Here is an 18,908-nt window from a genome sequence, read left to right as displayed (position 1 = left end):
AAATGTAAACCTACAAATTACGTTTGATATATCATAAGTTTTTAGACGAATTGACTTTCATAATATGAAAAATTCGCTTTAAAACTCAGATTTATTGCAATTTCTGTGCTTATTTTAATACAAAAAACAAAACCCACTACCAGCTTACCGGTGTGGGAATGTTATCTTTTTAAGCAGCAAACATTTAAGCTTCTACTTCTTCTACATTATCTATTAAAACTTGACCTCTATAGTAAAGTTTTCCTTCATGCCAGTGAGCTCTGTGGTATAAATGAGCTTCTCCTGTAGTAGGATCTTTAGCGATTTGAGGCGCTGTAGCTTTATAATGAGTTCTTCTTTTATCTCTTCTAGTCTTGGATATTTTTCTCTTTGGATGTGCCATAGCGCAAAATATTATTTATTATCGTTCAGTAAATTTTTTAATTTATTCCAGCGAGGATCAATATCCTCTTCTTCTTTCTTTGTTTCTTTTTCTTTAGGTTGAAGTTCTTCTAACTTATCTAGCACTTCAGACTCTAAGGTCCCGTCTTCTACTCCTGGATGGACTCTTTTATAAGGTATTGCCAAAACAATGGCCTCATAAATGTATTGTTGTATCTCTAATTGGTATTCACCGTGAGGTAGAATTAATAACTCTTCATTTTCATCGTTATATTCTTCTCCAAATTTTACAACCAATTCTAATGTATTTTTGACTGGCTGTTCAAAAGGTTCATTAGTGACATCACAATTAACGTTCACGCTGCCATTAATAGTAAAGCGTAAATCTAACATATTAGGTTTTTTTTCTAATTCTAGATTTGCTTTTACAGCTACGTGATTAAAATCTTCGTACTCAAAATGCTCAAAGAACGCATCACCAATTTGAAAATCATATTGGTGCCTCCCTGTTTTTAATCCTACAAATTGGATTGTAAACTCTTTTAACTTCTTCATCACCTCATCCTTTTCGGGCGTGCAAATATATAAAATATAATTAATTAGCTATGTTTATCAACAAAAAAATGTTTATAATTTTTTAGATTGCTTTTGCAGCTGATTTTTTGTGAGCTCTAAATATTCATTTCTACACTTGTAAATATCTATCGCAGCAAAGACTGCTTCTGTAAATGAAGTGTAATCTGCCTCTCCTTTTCCTGCTATTTCGTAAGCTGTACCGTGATCTGGCGATGTTCTAATTCCAGAAAGCCCTGCTGTAAAATTAACTCCTTTGCCAAATGCTAAAGTTTTAAATGGTATTAATCCTTGATCATGATAAGCAGCAATAATAGCATCGAAATTTTTATAATTTTTAGTACCAAAGAAACTATCGGCAGCATAAGGACCATACACTAAGGTTCCTTTTGCGTTAATTTTTTCTATAGTAGGCTTTAATACCTCTTCATCTTCTTTGCCTATTACTCCATTATCTCCACTATGCGGATTTATCCCTAAAACGGCTATCTTAGGTTTTTGTATTCTAAAATCTTTCTTTAGCGTATCGCGAATAATGTCTATTTTTTTCTGAATTAATTGCGGCGTAATTTTTTCTGCAATATCTTTTACTGCTACATGATCTGTAAGTAAACCTATTCTTAAGTCTTTACAAACCATAAGCATTAAACTATCGCCTTTCATCGCTTTAGCAAGAAAATCGGTATGACCAGGAAAATTAAATTCTTCAGATTGAATAACATTCTTATTAATAGGTGCGGTCACTAAAGCATCTATTTCATTATTTATTAAAGCTTGTGTAGCTGTTTCTAAAGATTTTACGGTAAATTTTCCTAAAAATTTATCTTCTTGCCCAAAATTAATTTTAGTGTTCTCTTTCCAAACATTGACCACATTAATTTTTCCGTCAATAATTTTTGTAGCATCTTCTATTCCTTGAAAATTTATATTTACTTTAAAATACTTTTTATAAAAAGAAAGTAATTTAGTGTTGGCAAAGATAACTGGCGTACAAAATTCTAACATTCTAGCATCTTGAAAAGTTTTTAGAATAATCTCACTTCCTATTCCATTTAAATCTCCTATACTTATTCCTATTCTTACTATTTCTGCTTTTTTCATATAAATAATGACTACTTTTGCGTTGCACAAAGGTAACTAAAATAATCTTCAAATATGTTTACCGGAATTATAGAAGAAGTAGCCACTATACATCATTTAGAAAAAGAGAATGAAAATTTGCACCTTACGATTAAGGCAAGTTTTACTTCAGAATTAAAAATAGATCAAAGCGTTGCTCATAACGGAGTTTGCTTAACGGTGGTTGAAATTCAAGACGATTTATTTAAGGTCACTGCCATTAAAGAAACCTTGCTTAAAACTAATTTAGCTCATTTTAAAGTTGGCGATACTGTTAACTTAGAAAGAGGTATGATTTTGGGCGAAAGATTAGATGGTCATTTGGTACAAGGTCATGTAGATCAAGTGGGTACTTGTATAGAAAAAACTTCTCAAGATGGAAGTCACTTATTTACTTTTGAGTATGATGACGATCTTGGTAATATTACTATTGAAAAGGGATCTATTACTATAAACGGCGTAAGTTTAACCGTAGTGAATAGTAAAAAAAATAGTTTTAGCGTTGCTATTATTCCTTATACTTTAGCACATACTACATTTAACACCCTAAGTGTTGGAGACCAAGTAAATTTAGAGTTTGATGTAATTGGGAAATATGCTAAAAAGCTATATCAAAAATAACTTTTCGTGTTTTTAATTGAATAAAACAATTTGTCACTAATTGAAGGTGAACGAATTATATATTCAATTATCAGTAATAAATTATTTTTTTGTTGAAATCGAGCAGTAGAAAAAAAGTGGACCCAGATGGGCTCGAACCATCGACCCCCTGATTATGAGTCAGGTGCTCTAACCAGCTGAGCTATGGGTCCTGAACAGGGCGCAAAAATATACAATACAACTATACCAAACAAATTTTATTTTAATTAATTATAGATTTTCACATAATTCTATTAAAACTCCTGTAGTAGATTTTGGATGAAGAAAAACCACTTTCTTTTGATCTGCACCTTTTTTAGGAGTTGTATTTAATATTTTAAAACCTTCAGCCTGAAGCCTAGTAACCTCACTTTCAATATCATCTACATAAAAAGCAATGTGATGAATACCTTCTCCGCGCTTTTCTATATATTTTGAAATTGTACTTTCTTCACTTGTTGCCGCTAATAATTCTATTTTAGTTTCTCCAATTTTAAAGAATGAAGTAATCACACCTTCACTTTCTACAGCTTCTTCTTTGTAAGGTTCTGTTCCTAATAGTTTAGAATAAAGCGCATTGGCTTCGCTTAAATTTTTTACGGCAATCCCAATATGTTCTATTTTTTTCATTTTTTTAATTTTTGTACTACCAAAATAACAATTACTATTAAATAAACTATTTTTGTACCATGGAAGAAACAAATAGACAGAAAAAAATAGGAGGCGTTTTACAACGCGATCTTGCAGACGTAATTCAGCAAGAACTGAAAAAAAACAATGTAACCGGAATTATCGTATCGGTTTCAAAAGTGAAAGTGACCACAGATTTATCTATAGCAAAAGCGTATGTTAGTATTTTTCCTGCAAAAGATGCTAACGGACTTTTAGAAGAGTTAAGAGGTATAAAATCTAAATTGAAGCACGAATTGGCTCAACGAACCAAAAATCAACTTCGAAAAATGCCAGAGTTAAGTTTTTACCTTGACGATTCTTTAGAATACATAGAGAATATTGAAAAAGCTGTGAAAGGAGAAGAAAATCCTATTGAAAACCCAGATTTACTAGATAAGCGCAAAAAATCATAATTTGAATTTTTCCTATTATATCGCTAAGCGCTACTTATTTACAAAAAGTAAAAATAACGCCATTAACATTATTACTATCATAGCTAGTATTGGTGTTTTCGCTGGCGCGATGGCCTTATTTATAGTATTATCGGGGTTTGCTGGACTTAAAGAATTTAGTCTTTCGTTTTCTAATAAATTTGATCCAGATTTAAAAGTTTTACCTAAAACAGGAAAATATTTCACCTATACCCCTGAACAGCAAAAGCAACTAAAAAACATCACCGATATTCAAGTAGCCTCTAAAACTATTGAAGAACGGGTACTTTTAAATTTTAGAGATAAAAATGTACCCTCTTCTTACCTTAAAGGTGTAGATGAAAACTATTTAAAAGTAAATGCGGTAGATAGTGCTTTGTTGGCAGGTACGTGGCTTCATCAAAAAGAAAAACAAGTAGTTATAGGAAATGGTATTTCTAGAAAACTCTCTATTGGAGTAGCCGGATATGGTGATGTTTTAAAAATTTTTGTGCCCAGACCAGGTAAAGGTCAGGTTTCTAATCCTTCAGAAGCTTTTAATACAATATCTTCTATGGCGATAGGTATTTATAGTATTAATGAAGAATTAGATCAAAAATATGTATACGCACCTTTTTCTTTGGCTCAAAACCTATTAGAACTAAAACCTAATGAGGTTTCTGCTATTGAATTGAGCTTAACTCCAAATGCTTCTGAAAGTAGCACTCGTAAAGCTATTCAAGAAATTTTTAATCATGAAGTTATTATTAAAGATCGTGTACAGTTAAACGATAAACTTTATAAAATGCTCAATACCGAAAATTTAGCAGTTTATCTTATTTTTACCCTTATTTTAATTATAGCCTTATTTAATGTTGGTGGTGCTATCGTGATGTCTATTTTAGACAAACAAAACAATATAAAAACCTTATCTAATTTAGGAGCAAATCTACACCAAATAAGAAGGGTTTTCTTTTTACAAGGAACATTACTTACCTTTACAGGAGGTGTATTCGGCTTAATTGTGGCTTGCCTAATTATTCTTTTACAGCAACAATTTAGCTTGGTCATGATCACCCCAAGTTTGGCTTATCCTGTTTTATTTGAAGCTAAAAACTTAATTATTGTTTTTGCTACTATTATGACTTTAGGTATTATCGCTTCTTATATTGGCTCGACAAGAATTAAAAAAGTAATCGAAATGAAGGCTTAACTAAATTGAAAGTCTCCAAATTCTTTTTCAGCTTCATCAAATGCTTTAAAAACATCAACCGCTTCGTCACTAGTCACCATTTTCATACGGTGTTCTTTAAAATGCGGAATTCCCTTGAAATAATTGGTATAATGGCGTCTGGTTTCAAAAACGCCTAAACGATCACCTTTCCAATCTATAGCCATTTGTAAATGCCTTCTTGCGGCATCTAAACGCTCGCCCATTGTTGGCGGTGCTAAATGTTTACCTGTCTCAAAATAATGTTTCACTTCTCTAAAAAACCAAGGGTAACCAATACTCGCACGACCAATCATCGCTCCGTCTAGACCAAACTCATCACGCATTTTCGCTGCTTTTTCTGGAGAATCTACATCGCCATTTCCAAAAACAGGAATATGCATTCGTGGGTTATTTTTCACTTCAGCAATAGGTTTCCAATCGGCTTCGCCTTTATACATTTGAGCACGCGTTCTTCCGTGAATAGAAATTGCTTTGCAGCCCACATCTTGTAAACGCTCGGCAACTTCAACAATTTTAATGGAATCGTGATCCCAACCTAAACGTGTTTTTACCGTTACCGGAAGTTTGGTATGTTTCACCATTGCCTCGGTAAGAGAAACCATAAGATCGATATCTTTTAAAATTCCGGCGCCGGCGCCTTTAGAAACTACTTTTTTTACCGGGCAACCAAAATTAATATCAATAATATCTGGACCAGATTTCTCTACAATTTCTACCGATTCTAACATCGATTCTAGATTTGCACCGAAAATCTGAATACCAACCGGGCGCTCTTTCTCATAAATATCGAGTTTCATGACGCTTTTTGCAGCGTCACGAATAAGTCCTTCTGAAGAAATAAATTCAGTATACACCACATCGGCGCCTTGCTCTTTACACAACGCTCTGAATGGTGGGTCGCTCACATCTTCCATTGGGGCTAACAACAACGGAAATTCTCCTACATCTATATCTCCTATCTTTGCCAAAACTGAATTTTATTTAGTTGTTTTAATCTGCAAAATTAAGAAATAAGTATGAACTGCTGTTTTTTTAATCTGAAGATTGAATTAAAATTTTCGCAAAAGGGATAGTAATGAAAATCCTTTTTTTGCTTTGATAAGTGGCAAAAAAAGATGGTAATGGATAGCCTGGGCCGCAGGCTTTGCCCTGATCTTTACAATTTATAGGAAAGCTTGAACAAAATAGTTCTAGGTTGCAAATAAATATTTCTATCGGTGACTATAAATTGATTAAATGAGTATTCGTTTTTATACTGAATATCGAACACATTATCTACATCGATCTCGAAACCCCAGGGGCTATCTTCTTTGTTATAATATAATGATAAATTCCCTACATCAAATCGGTTGATTTGGCTGGTATTTTTGTTTTCGTAATAGTTATAGGTGTAATCGGCTTTAAAAATAAAATCGTTTAGAAAATCCCACTCTAAATAGGCATACGGATTAATTTGAGTGAAGTTATTTTTAAAAGTTTCAGATTCAAAATTGCTAAAGCGTTGCTCCCAACCTAAAGTTAAATTTGGCCATTCTTTAAAACGTGTTTGAGCTTTGAGCGTGTAGCGGTAATTTTGTGATTGGTAATCGTTTACATTGTCGTTAATAATTCTAGAATAGTCGGATAAGTTGATATTTCCGCGAAGAGTAAAACTGTATTTGGATATTTTTTTGGTTAAAGAACCGGTTAACGCATAAGTGTTTTCTGGTAAGCTTGTATAAATTGAAGTACTTACTTGATCGATCCCTTCGATTTGCGTCGTGTTTCTAATCGATTGTTCTCTTTTAGTATAATTTAGATTGGCGTTTAAAAAAATGCCTTTATACATATTAAATTGTCGGTAACGCAAAGATGCCGAATGAAAAAGCTGATTTTCTAAATTTTCGTTACCGCGATATAATTGATTAAAACTTACCAATCGCAATCGATTAGCATATTGCGAGGCATTGGCGAAACTGGTTTTTAATTGGTAATCGAGTTCTAGTTTTTCTGCGGAAGAAATTTCGTATTCAATATTTAACTCCGGTAACCAGACACTTTTTTGCTGATTGGCGATTTCTTCTGAAAATTGATTCACTTTCCAGAAATAAGAATGGTACATCACTCCCGGTTTAAAAATAAAATCGCCGGCTTTGGCTTTGTATTGAAACCCAATGTAATTATCGACCAAGCGAAAATTTAAATCGTTATTAAAACCATTTTGCTGAAAGCTATTGAAGTTTCCGTTTGGTAAGATTTGTTGGTCTAAGGTAGAAAACGATTCGTCTAAAAATGTGAAACCCACTCGCGGATAAATATGATTGAAGTTATTAAGCACCCAATAATGTTTTAAGTCTAACGTAGCTTGGTGCTTTTGCGTAGCGGTTTGTTGTAATAAATTAAAAAAATTACCGTCTTGCTGAAAGGGGATTAAATTAGTAAAAATTGGTTGGTTAAATAACCAATCGTTATCGGTTTCTTGATCGCTGTACTTATAATTGGCAATTAAGGTAGAGGTATGCTCGTAAGAAAACTGTTTGTTATAGCGTACTTCTTGATTTACTGAAACATTTTTTGGTTGCTGATTTATTTGCGTAAGCGTGGTATCGATCGTCGTCAATGAATTTAGGTTTTGGTAAGCATCTCCATTAGAGGTTTTTATAAAGGCCTCGTACGCCAAATCGTTTTCATCGTCGGGTTGGTAGCGCAACTTGAGTTTATTTAAACTGAACAACATTGTGTTTTCTTGGGTGGTTTCTCTAAACTCATCGAGATTATCTTCTGCTACATACGTAAGGCTGTTGGTGGTTCTGGTTTGGGTTTTCCCTTTATTAACAATAGAAAATGCTTCTAAGCGAAGTTTAGGGTTAATTTGTTGTGAAACACTCCCGGCTCCAAAATCGTTTTTTTGATATACAAAATCTTGCTGATTTAAAAACTGAGCGAAATCGCTACTATAAACATCGCCAAAACTGGTAGAACCATCTAGCATAGCGGCATAACCACCTTCAAAATTAATGTAATCTTGCATGGTAAAACTCTTTTTACCAATGTTATTAAAATCTGCAATTACATTAACTGCCGTTTTGGGACTATAATAAAATAAGGTAGGATGAATGAGGTAACGATCTTCGATACCGCCACCGGCTTCGAGATCGCCAAATAAAAATTTCTTTTTGCCTTCTTTTAATTTAATGTTGAGTGCCATTTGGTCGCTATCGCTTAGGCCTTTTAAAAAACCGACTTCGTTATAATTATCGAGCGCTTCGACCTCATCGACCGCATCTGCCGGAATATTATTGACACCCAATTTGGTATCGCCGGTAAAAAAGGTTTTACCTTCGACCATGAGTTTAGTCACTTTTTTACCGTTTACGGTAACATTACCTTCCCGGTCTACTTCTACGCCGGGCAGTTTTTTTAAGACTTCTCGCAACTTACGCTCTTCACCCGTTTTAAACTGATCTGTACGGTAGGTAATGGTATCTTCTTTTACAATGACCGCCATTTCTTGTTTAATAATCACCTCTTCTAAACTCTCGGTGCTTTTTTGTAAGAAATAATCTTTTTGACTGTTTGCAGTGAATTTTACCGTATCGGTTACTTTAGAAAAGCCCATATGGGTAATTTCTAATTGGTAACTTACGGCTTCTACCAACTTTAGTTTGTATCGTCCTTGAACATCGGTAATGGCAAAAGTGATATCTTGTCTCTCAGTTAATGGCGTTGCGATAAGATTGGTGTACGGGATTGGGTTTTGCGTACTATCGAGCACCTTGCCTTCTAACTTTATTTCTTGGGCAGATAGAGAAGAAAATCCTGTTAGGAAGAACAGGATTAGGAGAAATGTTTTATGGTGTTGAGTTATTGTGATATTAGAAATTTTATTTAAAAACCTATTTGAGTCTGATCATCATATTCATCTGGAGTTACCAGCTTGCCCTTTTGAGGTTTATCAATATTTAATTTGGAATCGTGAAATTTTATTTTTTCAGCGTAAAAGTAAAAACCTCTTTCATTTAGAGCTATAATTAATCCGGGTAAGCCTCCGTAGCCTTTCGGACCAAATGAATAAGGAACTTCTGGAGTAAACCAAGCAATTACCTCTATAGGTAATTTGTTATTTAATAAAATTTTATTTGTAGCTTTATAACAAATGTACTTTCCTATTTTTTTTGACTGCTTAGTAATTTTCCATCCTTCTATTTTATCAGTATTTAATATTCTATAGTATTTACTACCATTGTTCACCTGCCAAAAATAAAGTTGGTCTAGTTTATTACTGTAAAACTTACCATCTGCTGAAGAAGCTAAAATGGCATTTTCTAAACTTTTATTGCCGTCGTTTTCCATAAAATTAAATACTTCAAACAAACATTCGGTCTGATTGGCCTTTAATGAATAAGATACATTTTTTACTGCATTCTTAACTTTTTCCATTTCTTTAAACATGACCATTTTATAATCCCCTGGATCTATATTAGAAGTATCAATTGGATTTTTTACCATCGTTTCTTTATAAGTAACAGATATGTTTTGGGCATTAATAAAAGAGCTTATTAATAGAAACAAGCAAACAAAAATTTTAATTTTCTTCATTATTATCTCATTTATATAATATAGCCTGATTTAGATCTAAACCAGGCTATAAATTACATATTTAAAAATTTATGGTTGTAATACAAGTTCTGGTGTCTGAGGTGTAGTTGCGTGATTTACACAATCATTGTAAGCATCATCAGCCTTTCCGCTTGCATAACGATCACTAAATCCCTGTGATGTCCAAGAATCATGAACATCCATTGCTAATCGAACGCAATCTGTTGATAATTCTTCTTTGGAATTATTTGCAATACTATTTGTAAACGAAAACCCAGTAAATAACACGGTTAAGATTAATAATTTTTTCATCATTTTAAAAGTTATGACCTTATCTTAATAAGGTCGGTTGTACAAAATTATGCACACTTATAAGTTTAGGTTGTGCAGCCTATAAACATCGTTTCTTCGGCATAAAAGTTGTACATTTGTTATGCAAGTTAAACCTACGGTGTTATGCCATGTGGTTATAGAGGGCTTCAAATTTTTTGGAGCTTCTCTTTTTTTAGTAGCTAGAACATCATTTATTTAAAAGTTGTTTTCCGAAAGTAAAAAAAAAAAAACGGTTTAGCCTAATAAAAATATATTTTATCGGTTATTATTGATTTTGGTCGGTTTGTTGTTTTAACGATATTTATTTAAACTATAAGTATATAGACTTTTGTATTAACTATTAAATCCAATATGGTTTTCGATTTAATAGTTAACTTGTACCGCCCCCTGAATGTCGATAATCGCAAAAGCGATGTTTTGCATTCTGTTAGTGGTGTAGCTATTAGATTGGTATTTAATATTAGGTTTTGCTTACTGTCTAACACCTTACCTTCTAACTTTATTTCTTGGGCAGAAAGAGAAGAAAATCCTGTTAAAAATATAAATAGAATAAAAACTTTTATTTTTTTAATCATTAAAATAATTATTCATTCCATTATTAAATATTTCTGTTATTTGCTTTTTTGTAATAGAGTTTTGCATTCTTTTATATTTGAAACTTAAACTCTTATCATATATATTTTTAACATAAAATATTATATTTCCCTTTTGTGCTCGTATTACCAATCCTGGTAACCCTACAAAATCTGCTGGTCCAAATCCACTTGGTAATTCTGTTGTAAACCAACAGGTAATCTTATTTTCAAATTTTCCTCTAAAATCATTAGTTACCTCAATAGCTTCCGCTTTAATGCAATTATATCCATTGATAATTTTTTTCTCATCAATAATTTTCCATTCATACCTTTTTTGGATATCTAACTGTGTAGATTTCACCAAATAATTCATTCATTTGATGATATAAAGAATCTTTATTTTTTTCAGTAAAATATATACTCTCACCTCCACCTGCGCTTATAGCACGCTTATTGATGTTTATACCTTCATTATCCATAAATGGAATTAAAGAAAATTGAGATATATCATCTTTAATAATTAATTCGTATTCTAGATATTCAAAGGATTTTTTGATTGAATTTATAGAATATCTAACACGCTGATCTTTTATATTTTTTTTATTATTAGTTACTATCTTCTTTCCATAAACTATCAAAATATTTTTATGAATAGGTTTTTCTTGGGAAGAACAGACAGTAAAAATCGCAAAAAATAATATGCTTAAAATTATCCTCATTTATAAACTTTAAAGTTCTTAAATATTAAAAAAGATCTTCATTTACTAAAAGTCTTTATTAGTAAATGAAGATCTTTTTTAATTTAATATTATAATATGCTTAAGGGGTAAGTACAAATATTGGATCATTAATACTACCACCAGAATCAACACAGCCATTATAATAAAAAGCATATGCTTGTTGATATTCGCTAAAAGACATTTGATATCCCAAAGCTTGGGATTCTTCAACACATGCATTTTGGGCATACGAATGACAATCAGTTTGTAAGGTCTTAGCATCTAAACTGCTAAAAGAAAATCCAGCAAAAAAAACGGTTAAGATTAATAATTTTTTCATTATTTTAAAAATTATGAGCAACTATAATTTTAAGCGAAGATGATATTGAATAAATTCAGTCTTGAAAAAACCCCATTTGTTTTTTAATAATTTCTTCAAACTTTTTTGCTGTAATTAACTTTCCCTCTTGAGGTTTTACTATTTTCTGATATTTACTTTTAATAATAATTTTATTTGCATAAAATCTAAATCGATTAAGATAATTTAATTCCAAAATTAACCCAGGTAGACCTTCAAAACCTTTCGGACCAAACTGGTAACCTAGAGTTGGACAGAACCAAGCAGTCGTTATCAAATTTTCATTATTAATTATGGTACTCGTAGTTGCTTTTAAACATTTATACCCTTTTATTATTTTACTTTCATTGGTGATCTTCCAATCTCTGCAAGCATTCATTTGCACCCTATATTCTTTTCCTGAAAGCTGTCGCTGCCAAAAAATCATTTCATCATACTTGTTGCTATAAAATGTGCCATCTGCACTAAAGGCACCATATGCCATATTTAAATCGACACCATTATCATTTAACATGACTTGCTTACCGGTAAAAAGTGATTCTTGCTCATTAAAATTTAATGTAAAATTTAGATAAGGTGCGCTTTTTTTTAGATTGCTTATAAATTTTTGACTATAGCTTTTGCGTATTGGGTCTGTAATATCATTTACAAATTTTTCTATATTATTATCTATCTCCGCTTTGTACGTAATAGTCCCTGATTGAGAATAGGTATTCATTAACGTTACAGAAATGATAGTAATTAAAGTGAAAATTTTTTTCATCGAAAAATAGATAAAAGCTGGAAAATTTTTCCAGCTTAAAAATTCTACAAATTATTATGGTTGCAAACTATTATCTAACTCTCGTACTACACCACCTTCTGAACCGCCATCATCAATACAAGAATTATAAGTATTATCTGCAGCCTGAAATGCTACTGCCATGTTGCCAGTCAAAGCAAATATAACATCATAAGCTACAATTGCTTCATTTGAGCAATTTCTTTGAGTAATTATATTAGTAGCTTGACTAGAAAAAAACACTGCTATAAAAGCAAATGACATGAATAATTTTTTCATCATTTTAAAATTTATGACCTTATTTTAATAAGGTCGGTTGTATAAAATTATGCACACTTATAAATCTAGGTTGTGCAGCCTATTCGTGTCGTTTTTTCGGCATAAAAGTTGTACGTTTGTAGTGCAAACTAATCATACGGTTTTATACCATTTGGTTATAGAGGGCTCCAAGTTTTTTGGAGCTTCTCTTTTTTAGTAGCTAGAACATCATATATTTAAAAGTTGTTTCTCCGAAAGTAAAAAAAAAAAAAACGGTTTAGCCTAATAAAAATAGATTTTATCGGGTTTGGTCTATTTATTATTTTAGCGATATTTATTTAAACTATTGATATATAAACCTTTGTATTAACTATTAAATCGAATAAGTTTTGGTCTTAAAATTTAACTTGTATCGCCCTTTAATGTCGATAATGGCAAAAGTGATATCTTGGCTTTCCATTAGTGGTGTAGCTATTAGATTGGTATTTAATATTAGGTTTTGCTTACTGTCTAACACCTTTCTTTCTAACTTTATTTCTTGGGCTGAAAGAGAAGAAAATCCTGTTAGGAAAAACAGGATTAGCAATAACTTTCTATTTAAAATATTCTATAATTAATGTGGATTAAAATTCGAATTCATTTTAGCAAAAATTTCATTTAATTCTCTTTCAGAAATAATTTTATAGGTTTCCTTTGGAGCTTTTTCAACAGCTTTACTAGTTTTTTTGATAGATTCCATTGAAAAGGTATATTTTAAACTATTCTTGGATTTCTCCTCAATAGTAACCTGCACTATCAACCCAGGTAAACCATTAAACATAACAGGGCCATAACTGTATGGTAAATCTTTACAATACCAAGCTTCAATTAAGATTACTCTATTATTTCTATTTAATTCGGTATTAGCTTTGAAAATCTTTAAACCATTTAAAACTTTATTTTGGTTTGTCAACTTCCAATTAAAATTTTTAAATGGGTATAGAACCAAAGCTTTGACACCTCCTGCATCAATTTTTTTGTAGTATTCATTGCATTCAGTTGAAGTGAAAATTTTAGCTTCCGCATCAATTGTTGTCAAAATACCCGATCCAAAATTTAATCCTTTATTTTTTTTGACTGTTAGAGTCTCGGTAGGTTCAAAAACAGCATTAGATGAATTGAATAAAATTTTGTAATCCAAACTTTCAGCACTTTTTATCATAGTTTTAAAGAGCATATTATATTGCATAGCATCTCTACTACTTTCTTCTTTGTATAAATTCTTCAACTTTTCATTATCAAATTTAATTTGATAAGTAGCCTCAAAATTAGTTTGTGCAAAAGAATGGCTTATTACAAAACTGAAAAAGATTAAAATTAAATATCTCATTTTTAAAATGCTTTGTTATGGCGTTAAAGATGGATTTAACTTTAAACTTGAACATATTCTATAAGCAGTATCAGTCATAGCCCAATATTCATAATCAGTACAACCTTGATCTCTTTTAGCACAAAAATCCGAAGCAGCATTCCAAGCATAGTTTGCACAATTGTTATTTTGGATTTGTAATCTATACGTATTCGCATTTAAACTGCTAAAAGAAAACCCGGAAAACAAAAAGGTTAATAATAATAATTTTTTCATCATTTTAAAATTTATGACCTTATCGTTATAAGGTCATTTGTACAAAATATATGCACATTTATAAGTTTAGGTTGTGCAGCCTATAAACATCGTTTCTTCGGCATAAAAGTTGTTTCTCCGAAAGTAAAAAAAAAACGGTTTAGCCTAATAAAAATATGCTTCATTGATTTTGACTTATTAATTATCACAACCGTTCTCTTTCTTCTGCATCCATAGATCGGTTATTCTCTTTTAAACCTATGTTCCCGAAATTATATTTAAAACCAAATCGTATAAATCTATTTTCAGGTAAGGCATAAAAACCATTGTCTTGATTAAGGTAAGTTGAAGTTAATTTGGTTGAATATTCATTAAATAAGTCTGCAACAAAAAGAGAAAACTCTGCTCTTTCTTTCCAAATTTTTTTTCTTATTCCAAAAGATAGGTTTAATTGATCTCCTACTTGATAGGAGCCTAGAATAAAATCTGAAATGTATAGAAAATTTACATGCCCCGTTAATGCTTTTTCTTTAGAAAGTGTAAGCGAATTATATATTGAAGCGTAAAAACCTCTAACCTTATTAGTTACATGAACCATATTACTCTCTTCAGCTAAAAAAGTCTCTTCTTCATGAAACCCAGAAAGTATGGCTTGCGCATACCACCAAGGTTTTATTGAGCGACCATGAAAAAAATCTATCCCGTAAGATTTACTTGCTAATACATTTACTTTTCTATTTCTTAAATAAAGATAATCATTGTTTTGAAAAATTATGCTTGCCATGTTTTTTCCATTATCGCGATAATAGAAATCAAAAGAATATTTATCTTTAAACGTATAATTTAAATTGAATTCATTACTAATGGATGCTCTTAAATTGGAATTGCCCGTTTGAAAACTATTTTCGGTAATAAAATATATAAATGGATTTAAGCTTTCATATTTTGGTCGGTTAATTTTTCGACCGTAATTAAATGAAAAGTTATGATTTTCTGAAAGTTGATAGCCTACATTTAAACTAGGAAAAGGTTCTGTATACTTTCTGCTGTTAGAAAGATTTAAACCTAAAGATTTTCCTATTCTATTAGTGTGTTCTACTCGTAAACCAACTTTTGCGGTTAATTTTTGCCATGCTCTAGTTAAAGAAATGTAACCCGCGTATATTGCTTCATCATAATGAAAAACATTTAATAAGTTAGTATTTGCTATAGCTGCAACATCACTTTCTAATTCATAGAAATACGTAGAACTTGAAGAATTGATGTTAGAATGCTTTAGACCTGATAAAAATTGGTATGCTCCTAAAGTAGTTTCAAAATCTAGCTGACCCGCATAAATATTTATTTTCTGTGAAGATTGGCTCGCTAAATTATGCTCATCTAATAGCTGATTTTGATTTGTGTAATAATCGGTAAATATAAATTGGTCTACATCATTATCATAATAAGTAGAGTGTAGATTTAAAGCTAACTTTGTATTTTTATTGTATTGATAGATATATCCTAAATCATAACCTATATTGGTTAAGTTATTAGTTAATTTACTATTGGTAGTAAATATAGAATCTAACTTAAATTTTGTTGAATATGCATTAGATTTAGCATTGATTTGACTTCTTTTTCTAGGGGAATAAATACCATTTGCATTCAAACTAATTTTTTGTTTCTCATTCAAATCAAAATCTATAATGATATTACTTTGGTGACTATTTTCTCGAGTAACCTTATTAAAATTTGTACGCCAACGATTAAAAACTTCATCATTACGAATAAAATTTACATAACTTTTATCTTGCTTAAGTCTTTTTGCAGGAGCATAGTTATAGTTAAATAAAATATGAAATTTATCGTTTTTGTAATAATGACTAGAACCTATATTGTATTTGGCATATATACCTTGTGTATAGTTGGTATTAATATTAGCTTTATAACCAGGTACTAACATTTTTGTAGTCATAATATTTATAATAGCTCCATCTCCTGCATCATATTTAGCAGAAGGATTTCTTAATATTTCAATTTGTTTGACATTTTCTGCTGAAAAACTCGCTAACAATTGTTTCAGCTCTGATGAAGTTAGATTTACTTTTTTCTCATTAATATAAATGGATGCTGTCGTGTTTCTTATTTTTAATTCGTCTTGAATAATAATTACCCCCGGAGCCATTTTTAAAGCATCCCAAGTACTACCACTAGAAATACTAGTGTTTTCAATATCAAAAATAATTCTATCAGCAGCTCTTCTAATTTTAGGTAGCTTAGTAGTAAGAGTTACTTCATCTAAATTTTCAGTCTCTGGTAGTAGCACTATTTTAGGCAAAACCATATCCTTAGCTAAATTAAACTTTTGAAAGCTGCTTTTATAGCCTACAAAAGATACTTTCAAAAAATAATAATCTGGAGGAACCGCTTCAAATATAAAATATCCCTTTTCTTCTGAAATTCTTGCATCTACTACCGTAGAATCTTTTTGCTTTAATAATAACACATTTGCATATGAAATACCAACGTCATTCTTATCTAACACTTTACCAGAAACAGTGTATTGACTAAAAATAAGGCAAGGGAAAATTAATGAAACAAATGTAAGTAAGCCTAATTTCAAATGATTTAAACTTTATAAGATTCAACAATTTTGTACTTAATAATCATATAGCTTTTAGATACTTCTTGTTTAGATTTCAAAAAAACTATATTTGCAGAAATGTATTGATATTCAAAGCTAATAAAATTATTATTTATAAAAGCTCTAAATTGTTTAATATCAGTACAAAATACTGAAAATGATATATGAAGCACATTAGAAATTTTTGCATCATCGCCCATATTGATCATGGTAAAAGTACCTTGGCAGATAGACTTTTAGATTTTACAGGATCTGTAACCGAAAGAGAAAAGCAAGAGCAACTACTAGATAGTATGGATTTGGAGCGTGAACGTGGGATCACCATTAAAAGTCACGCCATTCAAATGAATTATATTCATAAAGGAGAAGAATATGTTTTAAACTTAATTGACACTCCCGGTCACGTAGATTTTTCTTATGAAGTTTCTAGATCTATTGCTGCCTGTGAAGGAGCTTTATTGGTCGTCGATGCCGCTCAAAGCATACAAGCTCAAACCATTTCTAATTTATATTTAGCTTTAGAGAACGATCTAGAAATTATTCCTGTGCTTAATAAAGTAGATTTGCCAAGCGCAAGTCCTGAAGAAGTTACAGACGATATTGTAGATTTGTTAGGATGTGATGCTTCTGAAGTAATTCCTGCTAGTGCAAAAACTGGGCTTGGAATAGAAGAAATTCTAACCGCAATTATCGATAAAGTTCCTGCCCCAAGTGGTAAAATTGATGCGCCACTAAGAGCCTTAATTTTTGACTCAGTCTATAACCCTTTTAGAGGAGTAGAAACATTCTTTCGTGTTATTAACGGGAGTATTAAAAAAGGACAAAAAATTAAATTCGTAAATACGGGTAAGAGTTATTCTGCAGACGAAGTTGGAACTTTAAAACTGAAACAATTTCCGCAGAAAGAAATTAAAACCGGAGATGTAGGTTATCTTATCACTGGTATTAAAGATGCTCGTGAAGTAAAAGTGGGTGATACGATAACCGATTTTGAAAACCCAACTACCGAGGCCGTAGCAGGTTTTGAAGATGTAAAACCAATGGTTTTTGCTGGTATTTACCCGGTAGATACAGAAGATTACGAAGAGCTAAGATCTTGTATGGAAAAACTTCAACTAAATGATGCTTCTTTAGTATTTCAGCCAGAAAGTTCTGCTGCTTTAGGTTTTGGATTTCGTTGTGGTTTCTTAGGGATGCTTCACTTAGAAATTATTCAAGAACGATTAGAACGTGAATTTGATATGACGGTAATTACTACGGTGCCTAACGTATCTTACCACGCATTTAGCAATAAAGAACCTAATGAGGTAATTTTGGTAAACAACCCATCAGATTTACCTGAACCTTCCAAATTAGACCGCGTAGAAGAGCCTTTTATTAAAGCAACCATTATCACAAAATCAGATTTTGTTGGGCCAGTGATGTCACTTTGTATTGAGAAAAGAGGAGAGATTATAAATCAAACTTACTTAACTCCAGAACGAGTTGAATTAACCTTTAATATGCCTTTAGCTGAAATTGTATTCGATTTTTATGATCGTTTAAAAACAGTTTCTAAAGGTTACGCCTCTTTCGATTATTCACCAATCGGCCTGCAAGAATCGAAATTAGTAAAAGTAGATGTTTTACTTAACGGAAGTAACGTAGATGCACTTTCAGCCTTATTACACGTAGACAATGCTTACGATATTGGTAAGAAAATGTGTGAAAAGTTAAAAGAACTTATTCCACGTCAGCAGTTTGATATTCCTATTCAAGCAGCGATTGGCGCCAAAATTATAGCGCGTGAAACCGTAAAAGCTTTACGTAAAGATGTAACCGCAAAATGTTATGGTGGTGATATATCTCGTAAACGTAAATTGCTAGAGAAACAGAAAAAAGGAAAGAAAAGAATGCGTGCCGTAGGTAACGTAGAAATACCACAAGAAGCCTTTATGGCGGTATTAAAACTTAACGATTAAAAACAAAAAGCCTCTGAAAATTCAGAGGCTTTTTTAATGAGTTACTTTTTCAATTTTGAGGTTTCAAATAAATTTTTTAAGTTTTTGT

20 protein-coding genes and 1 tRNA gene are annotated in these 18,908 nt (G+C 31.5%); 4 read left to right on the top strand and 17 right to left on the bottom strand.

Annotated elements, in window-relative coordinates:
* Positions 1–184: 184 nt before the first annotated feature.
* From rpmF to pdxA, 3 genes are all read right to left on the bottom strand, one after another.
* Complete coding sequence (rpmF, locus tag KW502_RS07305; protein ID WP_219039891.1) at positions 185–382, bottom strand: 50S ribosomal protein L32; 198 nt, start codon at positions 380–382, stop codon at positions 185–187.
* 11 nt (positions 383–393) lie between these two features.
* Entirely contained in the window at positions 394–936 is a 543-nt protein-coding gene (locus KW502_RS07300; RefSeq protein WP_219039890.1) for a YceD family protein, read from the bottom strand.
* 72 nt (positions 937–1,008) lie between these two features.
* A complete protein-coding gene (gene pdxA / locus KW502_RS07295) occupies positions 1,009–2,055 on the bottom strand; it encodes a 4-hydroxythreonine-4-phosphate dehydrogenase PdxA (RefSeq protein ID WP_219039889.1) in 1,047 nt (348 codons plus the stop codon).
* 54 nt (positions 2,056–2,109) lie between these two features.
* Here pdxA and KW502_RS07290 point away from each other — a divergent pair, with 54 nt between their 5' ends.
* Complete coding sequence (locus tag KW502_RS07290) at positions 2,110–2,694, top strand: riboflavin synthase (RefSeq protein WP_219039888.1); 585 nt, start codon at positions 2,110–2,112, stop codon at positions 2,692–2,694.
* 117 nt (positions 2,695–2,811) lie between these two features.
* Here the strand turns inward: KW502_RS07290 and KW502_RS07285 are convergent.
* Together KW502_RS07285 and mce are read right to left on the bottom strand one after the other, a co-directional pair.
* Positions 2,812–2,885, bottom strand: a tRNA-Ile gene (locus tag KW502_RS07285).
* A gap of 58 nt (positions 2,886–2,943) precedes the next feature.
* Entirely contained in the window at positions 2,944–3,342 is a 399-nt protein-coding gene (mce, locus tag KW502_RS07280; RefSeq protein WP_219039887.1) for a methylmalonyl-CoA epimerase, read from the bottom strand.
* A gap of 59 nt (positions 3,343–3,401) precedes the next feature.
* Here mce and rbfA point away from each other — a divergent pair, with 59 nt between their 5' ends.
* Together rbfA and KW502_RS07270 are read left to right on the top strand one after the other, a co-directional pair.
* Positions 3,402–3,797 (top strand): 30S ribosome-binding factor RbfA, encoded by a 396-nt coding sequence (rbfA, locus tag KW502_RS07275; protein ID WP_219039886.1) that lies wholly within the window; start codon positions 3,402–3,404, stop codon positions 3,795–3,797.
* A gap of 1 nt (position 3,798) precedes the next feature.
* Positions 3,799–5,007, top strand: coding sequence for an ABC transporter permease (locus tag KW502_RS07270; RefSeq protein ID WP_219039885.1), 1,209 nt, complete (start codon positions 3,799–3,801; stop codon positions 5,005–5,007).
* Here the strand turns inward: KW502_RS07270 and dusB are convergent.
* The 12 genes from dusB to KW502_RS07210 all read right to left on the bottom strand — a co-directional run bounded on the left by dusB (position 5,004) and on the right by KW502_RS07210 (position 16,838).
* Complete coding sequence (dusB, locus tag KW502_RS07265) at positions 5,004–5,996, bottom strand: tRNA dihydrouridine synthase DusB (protein WP_219039884.1); 993 nt, start codon at positions 5,994–5,996, stop codon at positions 5,004–5,006. The genes KW502_RS07270 and dusB overlap by 4 nt on opposite strands.
* A 188-nt stretch (positions 5,997–6,184) precedes the next feature.
* Complete coding sequence (locus KW502_RS07260) at positions 6,185–8,782, bottom strand: carboxypeptidase-like regulatory domain-containing protein (protein ID WP_369412517.1); 2,598 nt, start codon at positions 8,780–8,782, stop codon at positions 6,185–6,187.
* Between the two features lie 113 nt (positions 8,783–8,895).
* Entirely contained in the window at positions 8,896–9,606 is a 711-nt protein-coding gene (locus KW502_RS07255) for a GLPGLI family protein (protein WP_219039883.1), read from the bottom strand.
* A gap of 69 nt (positions 9,607–9,675) precedes the next feature.
* Positions 9,676–9,894 (bottom strand): hypothetical protein, encoded by a 219-nt coding sequence (locus KW502_RS07250; RefSeq protein ID WP_219039882.1) that lies wholly within the window; start codon positions 9,892–9,894, stop codon positions 9,676–9,678.
* Between the two features lie 612 nt (positions 9,895–10,506).
* The gene (locus tag KW502_RS07245) at positions 10,507–10,875 is read right to left on the bottom strand and encodes a GLPGLI family protein (RefSeq protein ID WP_219039881.1); all 369 of its coding nucleotides are present in this window, start codon (positions 10,873–10,875) and stop codon (positions 10,507–10,509) included.
* Entirely contained in the window at positions 10,838–11,233 is a 396-nt protein-coding gene (locus KW502_RS07240; protein ID WP_219039880.1) for a hypothetical protein, read from the bottom strand. Before KW502_RS07240 ends, KW502_RS07245 begins: the two co-directional genes overlap by 38 nt.
* A gap of 100 nt (positions 11,234–11,333) precedes the next feature.
* The gene (locus tag KW502_RS07235; protein ID WP_219039879.1) at positions 11,334–11,573 is read right to left on the bottom strand and encodes a hypothetical protein; all 240 of its coding nucleotides are present in this window, start codon (positions 11,571–11,573) and stop codon (positions 11,334–11,336) included.
* Positions 11,574–11,628: 55 nt separating this feature from the next.
* Positions 11,629–12,354 carry a GLPGLI family protein gene (locus tag KW502_RS07230; RefSeq protein WP_219039878.1) on the bottom strand — a complete coding sequence of 242 codons (726 nt, stop codon included), beginning with the start codon at positions 12,352–12,354 and terminating at the stop codon, positions 11,629–11,631.
* Between the two features lie 54 nt (positions 12,355–12,408).
* Positions 12,409–12,654, bottom strand: coding sequence for a hypothetical protein (locus KW502_RS07225; protein WP_219039877.1), 246 nt, complete (start codon positions 12,652–12,654; stop codon positions 12,409–12,411).
* A 589-nt stretch (positions 12,655–13,243) separates the two neighbouring features.
* Positions 13,244–13,999: a GLPGLI family protein gene (locus KW502_RS07220; protein ID WP_219039876.1), complete on the bottom strand. Its 756-nt coding sequence runs from the start codon at positions 13,997–13,999 to the stop codon at positions 13,244–13,246.
* Between the two features lie 15 nt (positions 14,000–14,014).
* A complete protein-coding gene (locus KW502_RS07215; protein WP_219039875.1) occupies positions 14,015–14,254 on the bottom strand; it encodes a hypothetical protein in 240 nt (79 codons plus the stop codon).
* Between the two features lie 184 nt (positions 14,255–14,438).
* The gene (locus KW502_RS07210) at positions 14,439–16,838 is read right to left on the bottom strand and encodes an outer membrane beta-barrel family protein (RefSeq protein WP_219039874.1); all 2,400 of its coding nucleotides are present in this window, start codon (positions 16,836–16,838) and stop codon (positions 14,439–14,441) included.
* 185 nt (positions 16,839–17,023) lie between these two features.
* Between KW502_RS07210 and lepA the strand changes: the two genes are divergently transcribed.
* Positions 17,024–18,820, top strand: coding sequence for a translation elongation factor 4 (gene lepA / locus KW502_RS07205; RefSeq protein ID WP_219039873.1), 1,797 nt, complete (start codon positions 17,024–17,026; stop codon positions 18,818–18,820).
* Positions 18,821–18,908 lie beyond the last annotated feature (88 nt).

The sequence above is a fragment of the Mesonia aestuariivivens genome (assembly GCF_019311235.1).
Taxonomy (GTDB): Bacteria; Bacteroidota; Bacteroidia; order Flavobacteriales; family Flavobacteriaceae; genus Mesonia; species Mesonia aestuariivivens.
This window is presented reverse-complemented; position numbering and strand designations above follow the sequence as displayed.